This is a genomic window from Bradyrhizobium sp. USDA 336, from assembly GCF_044908355.1.
Classification (GTDB): Bacteria; Pseudomonadota; Alphaproteobacteria; order Rhizobiales; family Xanthobacteraceae; genus Bradyrhizobium; species Bradyrhizobium yuanmingense.
In genome coordinates this window covers 7,718,553-7,732,148 of sequence record NZ_JBIYDC010000002.1, presented here as the reverse complement: position 1 = coordinate 7,732,148, position 13,596 = coordinate 7,718,553, and the positions used below count along the sequence as shown (strand labels likewise).

General features: G+C 57.4%; 14 protein-coding genes and 1 pseudogene. 12 read left to right on the top strand and 3 right to left on the bottom strand.

The genetic code is table 11. The annotated features are described in order from the left end of the window. Positions 1-537: 537 nt before the first annotated feature. From pabB to ABIA45_RS36980, 3 genes and pseudogenes are all read left to right on the top strand, one after another. Positions 538-1,929, top strand: a complete 1,392-nt coding sequence (gene pabB / locus ABIA45_RS36990; RefSeq protein WP_404655364.1) for an aminodeoxychorismate synthase component I — start codon at positions 538-540, stop codon at positions 1,927-1,929. After that, positions 1,926-2,505, top strand: a pseudogene (locus tag ABIA45_RS36985) (anthranilate synthase component II). Before pabB ends, ABIA45_RS36985 begins: the two are co-directional and overlap by 4 nt. A 24-nt stretch (positions 2,506-2,529) precedes the next feature. Further along, a complete protein-coding gene (locus ABIA45_RS36980; protein WP_404655363.1) occupies positions 2,530-3,051 on the top strand; it encodes a hypothetical protein in 522 nt (173 codons plus the stop codon). 110 nt (positions 3,052-3,161) lie between these two features. Here the strand turns inward: ABIA45_RS36980 and ABIA45_RS36975 are convergent, their stop codons facing one another. Next, a complete protein-coding gene (locus tag ABIA45_RS36975; protein WP_404655361.1) occupies positions 3,162-3,866 on the bottom strand; it encodes an RES family NAD+ phosphorylase in 705 nt (234 codons plus the stop codon). Then, complete coding sequence (locus ABIA45_RS36970; RefSeq protein WP_225174537.1) at positions 3,863-4,309, bottom strand: MbcA/ParS/Xre antitoxin family protein; 447 nt, start codon at positions 4,307-4,309, stop codon at positions 3,863-3,865. The genes ABIA45_RS36975 and ABIA45_RS36970 overlap by 4 nt, the downstream gene beginning before the upstream one ends. A gap of 201 nt (positions 4,310-4,510) precedes the next feature. Here ABIA45_RS36970 and ABIA45_RS36965 point away from each other — a divergent pair, with 201 nt between their 5' ends. After that, positions 4,511-5,734, top strand: a complete 1,224-nt coding sequence (locus ABIA45_RS36965; RefSeq protein WP_404655360.1) for a DUF4365 domain-containing protein — start codon at positions 4,511-4,513, stop codon at positions 5,732-5,734. A gap of 195 nt (positions 5,735-5,929) precedes the next feature. Further along, positions 5,930-7,291, top strand: a complete 1,362-nt coding sequence (locus ABIA45_RS36960; protein ID WP_404655358.1) for a hypothetical protein — start codon at positions 5,930-5,932, stop codon at positions 7,289-7,291. Positions 7,292-7,671: 380 nt separating this feature from the next. Here ABIA45_RS36960 and ABIA45_RS36955 read toward each other — a convergent pair whose 3' ends face one another. Then, the gene (locus ABIA45_RS36955) at positions 7,672-7,836 is read right to left on the bottom strand and encodes a hypothetical protein (RefSeq protein WP_404655356.1); all 165 of its coding nucleotides are present in this window, start codon (positions 7,834-7,836) and stop codon (positions 7,672-7,674) included. A 94-nt stretch (positions 7,837-7,930) separates the two neighbouring features. Between ABIA45_RS36955 and tnpA the strand changes: the two genes are divergently transcribed. From tnpA to ABIA45_RS36920, 7 genes are all read left to right on the top strand, one after another. Then, positions 7,931-8,332, top strand: coding sequence for an IS66-like element accessory protein TnpA (gene tnpA, locus ABIA45_RS36950; protein ID WP_036046964.1), 402 nt, complete (start codon positions 7,931-7,933; stop codon positions 8,330-8,332). Further along, on the top strand, positions 8,329-8,676 hold the full coding sequence (gene tnpB / locus ABIA45_RS36945; protein WP_370058181.1) for an IS66 family insertion sequence element accessory protein TnpB: 348 nt from the start codon (positions 8,329-8,331) through the stop codon (positions 8,674-8,676). Before tnpA ends, tnpB begins: the two co-directional genes overlap by 4 nt. Before the next feature lie 44 nt (positions 8,677-8,720). Continuing rightward, a complete protein-coding gene (gene tnpC, locus ABIA45_RS36940) occupies positions 8,721-10,373 on the top strand; it encodes an IS66 family transposase (protein WP_036046900.1) in 1,653 nt (550 codons plus the stop codon). Positions 10,374-10,868: 495 nt separating this feature from the next. Continuing rightward, positions 10,869-11,045, top strand: coding sequence for a hypothetical protein (locus ABIA45_RS36935; RefSeq protein ID WP_370128424.1), 177 nt, complete (start codon positions 10,869-10,871; stop codon positions 11,043-11,045). A gap of 448 nt (positions 11,046-11,493) precedes the next feature. Then, positions 11,494-11,916: a hypothetical protein gene (locus ABIA45_RS36930; protein WP_404655354.1), complete on the top strand. Its 423-nt coding sequence runs from the start codon at positions 11,494-11,496 to the stop codon at positions 11,914-11,916. A 908-nt stretch (positions 11,917-12,824) separates the two neighbouring features. Then, positions 12,825-13,061: a hypothetical protein gene (locus ABIA45_RS36925; RefSeq protein ID WP_404655352.1), complete on the top strand. Its 237-nt coding sequence runs from the start codon at positions 12,825-12,827 to the stop codon at positions 13,059-13,061. 395 nt (positions 13,062-13,456) lie between these two features. Beyond that, the gene (locus ABIA45_RS36920; RefSeq protein ID WP_404655351.1) at positions 13,457-13,588 is read left to right on the top strand and encodes an Lrp/AsnC ligand binding domain-containing protein; all 132 of its coding nucleotides are present in this window, start codon (positions 13,457-13,459) and stop codon (positions 13,586-13,588) included. The last annotated feature ends 8 nt before the right edge of the window (positions 13,589-13,596 follow it).

Here is a 13,596-nt window from a genome sequence, read left to right as displayed (position 1 = left end):
TCCTGAAAGACGGCTGGGCCAAAGCACACTGCGGGCGTCACACAATGGCGCTCGAACAGTCGCTTCTCGGTCGTCGGGCGAAGGGGCAAGTTCGAAACTTGGCCAGTTCGTTGCTCTGACGAGGAACCTCCTGAGGAAGTTCTGCGACAAAAAAAGAAAAGCCTCCAAATATATGCATGGCCAGTTCGTCTCGGCTGATTTTCCTCCTCTAAGCTCTTTAGGCTCACAAACAGCTGGCCTGTGCCAGCGCCAAGGGCAAGACCGAGCCCGTGAGCCGCAGGGCACAGACAATCCGTGATGGTCAGACCCCGGTTGCACAGAGAAGGTGAAGGCAGCTTCACCGGGGAATTCGGCGCGGGCTATGCTTTCCAAGGGGCGCTCAGTGAACGCAATCGAGCTCGAATATCAGATTGATCGCCCTTTTCTTCAGATGCGGGCGGCTCCTTAGAGGACCGCCTGCCCATTCAGCAACCGGCAAAAAGCGCCTGGCCAGATGGAACGGAACACCTCTCACAGAGCAGAGCAAATGGTTGTCAAATGCATGTCCGCGAACTTCGATGGATCGAACCTGCCGTTGCTATGCGGCGCCTGGGAAATCAACCGAACCTGACTTTTTTGGATAGCGCCGCCAGGAGCGAGTTGGGACGCTACTCATATGTTACCTGTGATCCATTCGGTAGCTATATGGTCAACAATGGGCAAGCCAGTTGCAACGGCGTCGCTCTTGGGGGCAATCCGTGGGAAGCTCTCCGCAGTCTACTCGCTAGATATCCGCAACAGAACCGAACAGATCTGCCTCCCTTTCAGGGAGGTGCAGCCGGCTATTTGGGCTACGACCTAAACAGGACACTTGAGCGATTGCCGCCACCTGCGATTGCCGATCGCGCTTTGCCCGAATGTGTCCTACATTTCTATGACGTGGTCATCAGCTTTGACCATCGGGATCACAAGTGCTGGATCGTTTCTACCGGATGGCCGGCTCAGGAGCCTGCGCCTCGACTTGAACGCGCACGCCGTCGCGCCGATCAGTTCGCCGCCTTGCTCGACATGCCGACGCCAGCTTTACAGGAACTCCCTGGCACATTAGGCGCATGGCAGTCCAACTTCAGCCTTGACGACTACATCGCGGCCATACAGCGCGTCATCGGCCTCATTTTGGCAGGAGACGTCTTTCAAGCGAACATCGCGCAGCGTTTCACTGCGAGGATGCCGACCTCATTCGAGCCGATTAGCTTCTACTGCCGGCTGCGGTCCCTCAATCCGGCGCCGTTTGCGGCCTTGTTGCGCTATGGTGCGCTCACCATTGCCTCAAGCTCACCGGAACGTTTCCTCAAACTCGACGCACGAAACGTCGAAACACGCCCTATCAAGGGCACGATAGCGCGCAGCAATGATTCCGCGGAGGACCAGCACCGCGCACAGGTCCTCGTCGCGTCCGAGAAGGACCGCGCCGAAAACTGCATGATTGTCGATCTTCTGCGCAACGATCTGTCGCGGGTTTGCACGCCGCACTCGATCGAAGTTGCAGGGCTGTGCAACCTCGAATCCCACGCCTCGGTGCACCACCTCGTCTCGATCGTCACAGGTGAACTTTCAGAGAGCCAAGACGCCGTCACGCTGCTGCGAGCTTGCTTTCCAGGGGGCTCGATCACGGGGGCGCCAAAGGTGCGATCCATGGAGATCATCACGGAAATCGAGCGAGTGGCTCGACAGGTCTATTGCGGGGCAATCGGCTTCATTGGTTTTAACGGGCATATGGATACCAACATCGCGATTCGCACCGTAACTATTGATGGCGATCAAGCCATGTTTCATACGGGAGGCGGGATAACAGCGATGTCGGATCCGCAAGCCGAGTATGCTGAGACGCTTGCGAAGGCACAGCGAATCTTTGAAGCTTTTGGTAGTGAAGGACCTGGTCCGCTGTGATCCTCATTATCGATAACTACGACTCTTTTGTCTTCAACATCGGCCGGTATTTCCAGAGGCTAGGCGCGTCAACCGAGGTTGTCAGGAACGATGCGATCAGCGTCGCCGACGTGATCAAGCTTAATCCCCGCGCGATCGTTATCTCTCCTGGTCCCTGCACTCCAACCGAGGGCGGGAATATCTATGGCCGTTATCCGCGAGCTTTCCGGCCGCACCCCGATTCTCGGAATTTGCCTCGGGCATCAATGTATTGGAAGCGTTTTCGGCGGACGAGTGAGGCGAGCGCTACGCCCCATGCATGGGCGATCCTCTCGCATAATGCATGAAGGGGGGCCGTTATTCGAGGGATTGCCCTCCGCACTTTCCGTCGGTCGTTATCATTCGCTTGTGATCAAGCTTGACTCGACCTCCGCACCGCACCTGATGGTGACAGCGCGGTCCGAGGAAGGCGAGATCATGGCTCTCGCACATCGCTATCAACCAACTTACGGCGTGCAGTTTCATCCGGAATCGATACTCACCGAATGCGGGTCTCTGCTGCTCAGCAATTTCTTGCGGCTCGCAGCCACTCGTTGAACCGAGCATGTAGGCCCAATCGACGTGAGCAGACAGCTGAACATCTCCCAAGGAGGGTTTGTCCCATTCGATTTCGATCAAGCAATCAAAAAGGACATCGAGAAGCGACGAAATGAATTGCTGGAGTCCATACGAAACGGCTTGATTGTTCATTTATCTTCCAAGAGTCATCCGCTTCATTTGGCCGCAAAGAAGGTCGACACAACAGTGTCGCGCATTCGCGCCGCTATGGCGATGGCATTCCCAGATCTTACTGAAACCAATGAGACGATCCGAGCTATCCTATATGGCGAAACACCCGATCTAGAAGCACGAAGGAAGACGTCATTCGCGCCACTGCTCCATTTCAATAATATAGTCGAGCGGGTAAGAAACATTCCCAGTGTCGAACAATGGCAAAAAGTCAAAGAGCCAGGTGAGCAATACAATTCGGACAAGTGGGACGACGATGTTCTGCTGATCAGTTGCGGTAAGGCCGCTATCGAGGCTCCCAAATTGCTGGCGATCGAACTGGAACGTGTAATCCATTATGATTTTCCATTATGATTTATTGCCTTCCAGCATTCACTCCGGTCTCGCGGAAACAATGGTCGCTTTGACCAATTTGAAATACGCAAAGGCTCCGCAGCCAAAGGCACCTTAAACGCGCTTTTCACTCACCTATGGTCGATATTCGCGAGCTTCGAGACCGTCACGCTGCCCTCGCCGTCCCAACTATACTGATAATGATCGCCCTGCATGACGGGCAGCAAGATTAAGGATGGACGAAACACGCAAACATTGTTGCCGCCCTTTCGTCGGACACTGTCGAAGACAATGCCGTTCTCACCGTCACCGGAAGACGGCCAGCGCAATGCAAGTCCAAAGGCGCGAGACTTTGAATAGTCGTTTGCAGCGTACAGCTCGGGCCGTGTTTCTTGCTGTCCGCGAATGTCAATCAGCGAGCAATCGATCCCGGCGATCAACTGCCGCATTTGAATGTTTGAAGGAAAGGCACCTTCTGAGAGGCGAAGCCGACGCGTATTGTGGTGCACAGTCTCGGTAATCGCTATTTCAATTTCAAGCGCCGCATACCACGCACCGAGACGGCCGTCGGTGAAGCGGCCGCCAGTCTCATCCGCGTGCAGAAAGGCCGCCATCACCATATTGGCGGTCGGTCCTTGCACGATTTCTGAAGGAGGCAACAATTGCAAGCGTCCCGAATGGGACGTCAGTCGATCGTTCGTGACAGACTCGAGCAGGAACGCAACGGTCAGTTCTTCCTGGCTTAAATTCAAATCGTCAAAGATGCCGACCGTTGGATAGCGGCTGGCAATAAGGCGATGCGTATGTGCACGGATGCTCGCGCGCGATTCACTCATTTCATCCCGCGCCAGGCATCCAGATAGCGGCGAACCGCGTAGAGATCGTCGATGCTGCCCCGGAGCGCGCGCTGCAAGGGGGAGAGACCGCCAAACGGAAGGTCATGGTTCGGACTGGTGAACCAACGGGTCGCGCTTGCCTCGTCGGAAAAGAGCGTCCTCAATCCCTTTTGGATTCCGAGCACCAGCGAAACGCGCTCCAACTGATCGCGCGTCAATGTACCGATCTTGCCGTTGCGCCAGTTGTGATAGGTCGGCCTTGAGATATCGCCAGCGAGCGCACGGCGGTCATCAACGGAGAGATGCCACAAATCCGTCAGCTTGAGGAACAGCGACACTGCCGGGGCCGACAGGCGCTCGCGCATCTTCGAATCGCGCAAGGCGTCTGGAGCAAGGATTCCGTCCGTAGGTAGCCGGATTTCTGTGGATGCTTCGGGTGTCATTGTCTATATCTATCCTCCACATCTAAGTATAGACACAGAGCCGTCTTTTTTTCAAGTGCTCCCTAAGATACTGATATATTGACACAAATAGAACTGAGATGTGAGAATCGAAGTCCGCCAACGACGTAATCTGCCAGCTCTGCGAGAACATAACAAGAACATTAAGCTCGCAAATAACCAAAAACCGCCTATGCTCAAGCTATGACCAAAACCGTCAGCGACAATCAGCTCCTCGGCGAGCTGGGCGAGACCGCAGTAAAGAAGATCGTCCTTGAGACGGGCTTCATTTATGAGCAGCGCGGGCGTCTTGAAGCTGGGGTGGACGGACTGATCGAACTCCGGGATCCAAAGTCCGGCGCTGCGCTTGGGAAGCTGCTTGGCGTCCAGGTCAAAGCCACAGCTGAAGGAAAATACATTCGCGAAAGCGACAAGAGTTTCGAGTACACGCTTAAATCCAAAGACCTCGGCTATTGGCGCAAATACAACATCCCGGTCATCATCGTTCTATGGCGACAATCGGACGGCTCGGCTTACTGGCAGGACGTGTCCAGCGGCCTGCGCGGGGATGAACGGCGCCTTAAGTTCGACAAGGCCGACGATGTTTTCGATCCAAGCTGTGCGGATAGATTGGCAGCAATTACTATCGACCGGCGCACACCGGGCGTCCACATCCCGCCGCTGAACTTTGGCGAGAGCGCTATCGTCAACATGATGCGCGTGCGCCTTCCGGATGAGATTTTCATCTCCACATCGCCATTTGGTTTTCGTGGAGATGCCATCCCAGACCTTTTGAAGCAGCGCAATCCAAGGTTCGACTGGGTTATTCAAAAGCGACGTTTCGTGTCGTTTTTCGATCCGCGCGAATTCGGAACGCGGGCGATCGCCGATTTGGATCAAGTTGAAGCCGTTGACACGAAGCTGTTCACGTTGAATGACGATCTCGATGATATGAATTGCACGATTGATCTGTTGCGCAGGACGTTGTCGCGGCAAACCCGCGACCAACTCAGCTTCCTCAAAGATGAGCGCTTGTTTCACTTTCATGCACTCGGCGAGAATAAGTCGCGCACCTACAAGTATGCCTCGGCCGTAAAAGACACATCGGCTCGCGTGGTCAGCTATTACCCGAACAAGAAATATCCCGACAAACCGGGATATGTTCGTCACCACGCCGCGTCGTTCCGATTTGAACGGCTTGGCGATGAGTGGTTTGTCGTCATTGACCCGACGTTTTATTTCACGCGGAACGGCTTCGTCCCGCATCCGTTTCCCGGCGCACTGCTTGCAGGCAAAGAAGCGTCTGGAGCGCAATGCAGCTGTTCGTGGCCAAGTCATTATGTGGCAAAGCTTGCTGGCCGAGAGCTGCAAACAGAAAAACGATTTGTTCGAAAAAACCAATGCCAGCGATGTCCTGGTGGGATTTGAACATCTGCCGCCTATTGAACTTAAAAAGGCTGTGCCTGAAGACACATGGGAGCGAACTGATCCCCGCGCGGATGAGATGAAGCCCGCCGATCTCTTTGATGAGGGGTTGGCAGCATGACCTTCAAAGCACGCGTTTTCGATGAGCCGGTATTGGAGTTTGGCGACTGAGGGCAGCATTGCGATCCGCGCCAAGGTTTGCGTGAGTTCGGGCCGCTTCAGCCGCGCTCGGGCGATGTGGTGCATGTGGGCGTCATCGGCACGGATGACACTGTGTCAGGTTTCACGGAGTTCTTGAACGAGACGGCGCGCGGGATCGAAAGCGAGAACAAGCCACTCATCAATCTTAATCCCGATTTCCCGGGATTGGGGAATCAGAACCCGTTTCGTTGCAAATTCGAGGTGCCGGATGGCGCCACGGTCACGATGTCGCGCAGCCAGGTCAATGAGATTCGATCGATCGGCAGGCACGATGAAGCTGTGCGGCATGCGGTCGAGATGGTCTCACAGCAACTCTCCGCGTTGAACGAAAGTAGCGTCAAGCCTGATGTCATCGTGCTTGCACTCCCTATTCCGCTGATTGAGAAGCTCGTCAATGCCACGAGCGAAGATGCGGAGCCAAAGGAGGAAGATCAGGAGGAAGACGATAGCGATATCCTGCTCGATTTCCGCGATCTTCTGAAGGCCAAAACGCTCCATCTCGACGTGCCGACGCAAATCGTCTGGCCTGACACATGGGATGATGCCGCTAAAATCCCACGCAAGGTGAAGCGCGAAAGCAACCGTCAGGTACAGCTGAAAGCAACGCGCGCATGGAATCTGCTAAATGCGTTGTTCTATAAGGCTGGGAAGGTACCTTGGCGCTTGCTGCCGCAAGCGGATGGCCTGCGCACGAGCTACCTCGGCATCGGCTTCTATAGAGACGTCGATGGGCAGCAACTTTGGACCAGCACCGCGCAAATGTTCGACGAGCGGGGGCGCGGTCTGATTCTGCGTGGTGCGCGGGCGCAAACCGAAACCAAAGGCCGCCATCCCTATCTGACCGAGCAGGATGCCGACGACCTCGTAACACAATCAATCGCGACTTATAAAACCCATCACCGTCACGTCCCGGCGCGCCTCGTCATCCTCAAAACCTCAAGGTTTAGACCTGAGGAAGCAAAAGGCGTCGATGCCGCTTTGCGGCGGGCGGGTATCGACCTGAGCGATCTGGTTTGGGTGCAAGAAAGCTCGCCCATTGCCGTCTTTCGCGATGGAAACTACCCGGTACTACGTGGAACGTTCATTGATTTGCGCGGCAAAGGGCTTCTGTATACGCGGGGATCCGTGCCGTATTACGGGACTTTCCCAGGCCTTCGTGTGCCGCGCCCCCTGCTGCTAGTGCGCCATGAAAATTGCGATACGGCGATTTCAAAGCTCGCCGAAGAGATCTTGGCGCTGACCAAGGTTAATTGGAATACCACGCAATTTGACCTGAAGCTGCCAGCGCCCATCATGGCGGCGCGCGAGGTCGGGCGAATTTTGAAACACATTGATTTTCGGGACGCCCATCTCGCCTGACTTCCGAAAATACGCCTGAGACTAGGGCAAGCTTAGTATTTTCGATCCATGCCGGAGCAGTGATAATGACGCCCAAAGGGCGGGATCCAAACGCGAGAGCCTCCAGCGCGCAGCTCAAAATGCTCTTCCGCGAGGGATCGACACCGCATGGTCAGACAGACGTTCCGCATCTTCGCGGCAATCGGCTGACTCGGTGAGCCTTAGCGAGTAGAGCCAGTTCGGCGGCGCTGGCGCCCCCGGCAGTCAGCAACAGCCGGCAAGGATAGGTACGTTAAGCCGCGCCCATTCGACGACCGCTCTTGGCATTGGGATTCTCAAGGCAAAACTTCCTTGCTAACGCGAAGTCTGCCTGTTGGCAGACTACGTAGCGAGTCCCCGACTCAGAAATTCTTCTGCGATTGCGCAGCCCGGATCTTCGGCAGGCCTTCCTCTCCTAACACCGGATTGGAAAGAGCACTCAATCCAGCTTCAATGATGGAGATGTCCTGATCGATCTTAGCTATTGTTGCCTTGCAGTCGAAACCCGTCCTAGCCTTCAAATCCATCGCCAACCGACCTCGAGTATCCCTGCGCCAAAGGCCGCCTTGTTTGACGAACGCGATGGCTGCAGGTCCTAGGGATAATCCTAGGAGAAGCGCTATGACGATTTCGCGGGCGGAGGTGATCACATCGGTCGAGCGGCGGCGCCGGTGGTCGCAGGATGAGAAAGAACGGCTTGTTGCAGCATCGCTCGAGCCCGGCGCCAGTGTTTCCGAGGTGGCTCGCAGGGCCGGGCTTCATGTGAGCCAGCTGTTCAGGTGGCGCAAGGAGCTTTGCAAGCACGCTGAAGCGAGTATAGCGCCGTTCGTGCCGGTCGAGATTGGATCGTCTGTGCCGCCGCACAATCTGACCGAAGCGCCATTGACGGCGGCGCCGGCGCGTCGACGGAGGAGCCAGGGCATCATCGAGATCGACCTTGGTAGCGGACACCGCATCCGGGTCGATGGCGAGGTTGATGGAGACGCGCTACGTCGTGTTCTCGATGCTTTGGTACGCCGATGATCCCGGTTCCGACGGGCGCGCGAGTGTGGCTCGCGACAGGCTACACGGACATGCGCCGAGGCTTTCCGTCGTTGGCGCTCCAAGTGCAGGAGGTGCTGCGCAAGGATCCGCTCAGCGGTCATCTGTTCGTCTTCCGCGGTCGCCGAAGCGATCTTGTGAAGGTGATCTGGCACGATGGCCAAGGAGCATGCCTGTTCACCAAAAGACTCGAGAGAGGAAGGTTCATCTGGCCATCGGTTGCGGGCGAAGCAGTGACGATCTCACCGGCGCAGATGAGCTACCTGTTGTCCGGAATCGATTGGCGCAACCCGCAAGAAGCCCAGCGTCCGACGCGGATCGGATAGCCGTTTTTGGTTGAATCTGCTGCTTGATCTGATTCAATGGCTTCATGATATCGAAGCCGGACGATCTTCCGTCGGACCTTGTCAGTGCCCTGGCAGCGCTGCAAGCCGAGCGTGAGGCCCGGCTGCGAGCCGAGGCGATGGCTGCCAGGGCGCGGGCGGAGCTGTCGGATAACGCGGCGCTGATCGCGCATCTTGAGCTGCGGATCGAGAAGCTCAAACGCGAACTGTACGGGCAGCGCTCGGAGCGCACGGCGCGGCTGATCGAGCAATTGGAATTGGAGCTCGAAGAACTCATTACCACGGCGAGTGAGGACGAGCTTGCCGCTCAGGCCGCAGCGACGAAAACCCACGCCGTGCGTTCCTTCACGCGCAGGCGGCCGGTGCGCAAGCCGTGGCCTGACGACATCGAGCGTGAGCGCGTCGTCATCGAGGCCCCGACGAGCTGTGCCTGCTGCGGCGGATCGCGCCTGGCGAAGCTGGGCGAGGATGTAACCGAGACGCTGGAGGAGATCCCGCGCCGGTTCAAGCTGATCGAGACGGTGCGGGAAAAGTTCACCTGCCGCGATTGCGAGAAGATCAGCCAGCCGCCGGCACCGTTCCATGCCACGCCGCGCGGCTTCATCGGTCCGCAATTGCTGGCGACGATCCTGTTCGACAAGTTCGGCATGCATATCCCGCTTAACCGCCAGAGTGTGCGCTTTAAGGCCGAGAGGATCGACCTGCCGCTGTCGACCCTGGCCGACCAGGTCGGCCACGGAACCTTCGCCGTCGTGCCGCTCTTCCAGCTGATCGAGCGCCATGTGCTGTCGGCCGAGCGCCTGCATGGCGACGACACCACCATCCGCATCCTGGCGAAGGGCAAGTGTACGACCGGCCGGATCTGGACCTATGTGCGCGACGATCGGCCCTACGGTGGGCCTGCGCCGCCGGCGGCGATCTATTACGCCTCGAGCGACCGACGAGGCGAACATCCCCAGAAGCATCTGGCCGCCTTCGCCGGCATTCTGCAGGCGGATTGCTATAGCGGCTTCGAGCCGTTGTTCGACCCGCAAAAGAAAGCCATGCCGATCACGCCGGCATTCTGCTTCGCCCATGCGCGGCGGCGCTTCTTCGAATTGGCCGACGTCGAGAAGAATGCCAGGGAAGGCCGCAAGGGCAAACCGGTCTCCCCGATCGCACTGGAAGCTGTCAGACGCCTCGATGCGCTGTTCGAGATCGAGCGCGCCATCAACGGCCGCAGCGCCGACGAGCGGCGTGCCGTGCGCCAGGAGCAGAGCAAGCCGCTGCTCGACGATATGCACGACTGGCTGCTCTGCGAGCGAGAAACCCTCTCGCGCTCCTCCGAGGTCCTGAAACCCATGAACTACATGCTCAGGCGCTGGGACGACTTCGCCCGCTTCCTCGACGATGGCAGGATTTGCCTCAGCAATAACGCCGCTGAAAGAGCGTTGCGCGGCATCGCGTTGGGGAGGCGCAACTGGACCTTCGCCGGCAGCCTGCGCGGCGCCGACCGCGCCGCTATCATCCTGACGATGATCACGACCTGTCGCCTCAACGAGGTCGATCCTAAGGCCTGGCTCGCCGACGTCCTCGCCCGTATCGCCGACCTTCCCGCATCGCGTCTGCACGAACTGCTGCCCTGGGAATGGAAGCTCCTGGGTCAAGCCGGCAAGCCCGCCGGTCAGCAGGCCGCCTGACCTTCACGCAACCCCATCATAGAGCTCGCCACGCCCGCGCGCATGTATCGATCAGGCGGCCTTCGTCGTATGGGTACGACCTCGATGCATCATTAGATTCTCAAGGGACTGACGGTCCTTCAATCGAATAAAGCCCTCTACAATCAACTCCATCGCATGTGACATAACACGACTCACTAAAATGGTCTGAAAACAGAGAGACATCATAGATCTGCTTGCTCCTTCGTCAACGCTTGGAAGCACCAAAGCGATAAAAGCGTTGATAGCACCCGCATCCAAATTCGGTGCAGTACATCTCTAAAGTAGATTGCGGGTGTCGCTGTAAGAAACGTTCCAATCTGTGGCCGGAGCAACACGCTCGGGCGGTAAAGGAACTGTTGGTACATTACGTACTTTGTCTGACGACGCGCCACGCTTGATTTGGACCTTAATGGTTGGCGAGACAGGCACGGGGAGACTCTTCGTTCGCGCTCACTTGGTCGGAAGAGGTGCGATATGAATAATGACGATAACGGAAATCGCCATGAAGTATCGGTGATGACGGACGAACAGCACGACCTGGAACACTGCAAGCAAGAGATTGCTCGTCTCAAACAGCTGGTTGTGCGCCTTTCTGCAATTGTGTTGCGCAACGTCGTAAGAGACGGCAAGAACCGAAAGGAACGCGCGTGAGTCTCTGGCCGTCCACCGAACGCCAGCCACGGAGAGAAACGAACGTTGCGTCGTAGCGAGTTGTTCTTGGCAGTGCGGCTGCCCTCCGGGGGCAGGGAAGCAGCCCCGTCCTTATCTCCATAAGGGCGGGGCTCCGATTATCTTTATGGGAACCATCCCGCAAGATCGGTGATTCAGCCGGTCGCGTCTCTAGCGCGACTTGTAGTGGCTGGCTGCCAGACGGCGGGGAAGAACGGGAACAAGATCGCCCCAAAAGTGTGATAGTCTCGCGCCCATGTACCGATGGATGGCCAGAAATCCCTGGAAGACGAATTTCGCGGTTTTCCTCCTCCTATGCTGTTTCGCAATCGGTTTGCTCGCCTTCGCGCACGCGTTTGCGCCAAAGGACCAGCGAGTGTGCTTCGTGTTCCCTGTGTGGTGGCGCTGGGTCGCGTGGATCGGGTGCATCATGGCCGCTCACGAAAACCTCGCGGCTGGCCTGATCGGCGGAGGTGGCGCGCTGTTCGGCGCCTGGGTAGCTGCAAATAGCATCGTCCAGCAGATGCGTCTGCCCCTGCTCGCGCGCGAAGAGGATAGGATTGAGCGGGAAGGACCGGGCGCCAGGGATTCGATAGCTTTAATTTGGGCGATTGATGACGAGCTGCGCAAGGCGAATGGAAAACCTGGCCCAATGTTGAATGTCGTCGCAACGTTCGCGCGTGGCACGCTTATTGAAACCAACCGCTTTATTGCCGAGAAGCTACCTCTCGTGGCGGACGATTTTCGGCGACCGATCGCGGTGACGTTGTACGACCTTAGCGAAGCGGTGAAGGATGGCACGCCGAAGTTACAAAGGCGAAGCCGGACCAAGATCAGGTCCAGCGCTGGTTGAAAGACGGTCAGTATGAACGTCACCCGACTACGAACGATCGAAAAGCAGCTAAGCCACAAGATCCAAAGCGGATACGACCGATCGCCGCGCCTGCGCGCCGAGATTGAAGAGTTTTTTCGTCAATAGCTTGGTGGGGACCGAGGGGCTCCACTGTGACTGTCGCTTCTGGCCCTAAGCGGCGGTTCAGGGATGTCAGCCATTCCGCCGCTGTCGGCCGTAGAGCAGACATCGGCGGTCCACCCCCGCTTCGGCGTTTGTGAGTACACGCCCTAATATGGCTGGTTAGCACGCCAGCCTTCCGCTTCACCGAGCATTCGATCCTGGCATCGCCATGGAGATCGATGAGCGCAAGTCCCTGCCCGCGCTCGATATCTTGGAGCGCCATCGTCCGAGCAATGTCGACTTTCCGGTACCCGTTTTGCCGATGATGAAGACATGTGAAAAGCGGTGTTCCTCCTTAATACCGAACACTCGACGACCCCCGTGAAAGTCAGCGCGTGCGAAATGTGTGAGACTGGGCTGATACACATCTCTATGATCGGACAATCATCCAGCAATCCGAGAGGTGTGAACGTGCCACACTGCGTCGACAACAACAGCACGCGGCAGCACCGAAGCTCTCCACGGACCGAACTTCTCGTGCCGATCTGACACGAATTCGCCTCTCCACCTATCCGACTTTAACGGCCAATATTGCCCCAGAGTTTGATGTTTCGACGTTCCGCCCCGCGATCCCGGGACCTGCCAAGCATGTCCGGGTCTCGGTGGCGAGGCGGAGGCTTCGCGACGAGCGTCCATACGGTCGACTGGGGCATTTACTCTAAATCCCGCCCGGTGATGGACGCTCGGCGTCCGCCTCGTGATCGAGCACCCGAAATCGGTCGGGTGCCCGTAGCGAGGAGGACGCGATGTCCAACATTTCTTTTGCTCAAAGAGTTCAGAAGCTGGTGACGTTTTGCGACCAGAGAGGCTTCCAAGACCTGGACGATCTTCTGCTGGCAGCTCTCCTGAATGATGCCAGCCCCGCGATCTGCATGACGAAAGGGTGCAACCACACGCCGATATGGAGCCCGATCAAGATCAAGGTTTCTGCGAGGCGTGTGGCGGCCAGACAGTGGTTTCGGCACTTGTGCTCGCCGGCTTGATCTAGGAGCCGACGATGCAGGTCCGAAACTACTACCACTGCGACGAGCGCGGCCGTTAGTGGAGCGGCGTGGCCCGCACAATGTGACGATGATTGTCCATACTGCGGTGCTCGCCACATGGCACCCTGCCGAAGCGAGAGCGCGGAGGAGCACGATGTTGAATAGTATCGCCTTTCTGACGACGCTATCCGGCGCACGTTCCGCGGCGGTCACGTCATGATGACAATCGGGGTCGCAGAGCTAGCCGAGTGCGTAAAGGCCGAAGCCCTGCGTCACGTAGCGGATTTCTCCAGAGAACGATCCGTACGGTGAGCACGACTTCGAAAGCTTCGACCTGGTAGTTCGGATTCCGCCGTGCGATTGCAGACATTCCGGAGATCGTCGAAGCCTATCGCTTGACCGGCGAAACCGACTATCTGCTCCGCCTGGTGGTGCCAGGCGTAGAGGTCTATGATGCGATCTACAAGAAGCTGATCAGTCGGCTCGACTTTGTGACTTTAGCTCGTTCATTAGCATGGAAGAGCTGACGTTTACG

Bases quoted from the DNA above. Each gene is read 5' to 3' on its own strand.
- ABIA45_RS36935 (WP_370128424.1), top strand. From the start codon at position 10,869: ATGAATAATGACGATAACGGAAATCGCCATGAAGTATCGGTGATGACG.
- ABIA45_RS36930 (WP_404655354.1), top strand. From the start codon at position 11,494: ATGGCCGCTCACGAAAACCTCGCGGCTGGCCTGATCGGCGGAGGTGGC.
- ABIA45_RS36975 (WP_404655361.1), bottom strand. From the start codon at position 3,866: ATGAGTGAATCGCGCGCGAGCATCCGTGCACATACGCATCGCCTTATT.
- ABIA45_RS36970 (WP_225174537.1), bottom strand. From the start codon at position 4,309: ATGACACCCGAAGCATCCACAGAAATCCGGCTACCTACGGACGGAATC.
- ABIA45_RS36925 (WP_404655352.1), top strand. From the start codon at position 12,825: ATGTCCAACATTTCTTTTGCTCAAAGAGTTCAGAAGCTGGTGACGTTT.
- ABIA45_RS36965 (WP_404655360.1), top strand. From the start codon at position 4,511: ATGACCAAAACCGTCAGCGACAATCAGCTCCTCGGCGAGCTGGGCGAG.
- tnpB (WP_370058181.1), top strand. From the start codon at position 8,329: ATGATCCCGGTTCCGACGGGCGCGCGAGTGTGGCTCGCGACAGGCTAC.
- ABIA45_RS36955 (WP_404655356.1), bottom strand. From the start codon at position 7,836: ATGGATTTGAAGGCTAGGACGGGTTTCGACTGCAAGGCAACAATAGCT.
- tnpA (WP_036046964.1), top strand. From the start codon at position 7,931: ATGACGATTTCGCGGGCGGAGGTGATCACATCGGTCGAGCGGCGGCGC.
- tnpC (WP_036046900.1), top strand. From the start codon at position 8,721: ATGATATCGAAGCCGGACGATCTTCCGTCGGACCTTGTCAGTGCCCTG.
- pabB (WP_404655364.1), top strand. From the start codon at position 538: ATGCATGTCCGCGAACTTCGATGGATCGAACCTGCCGTTGCTATGCGG.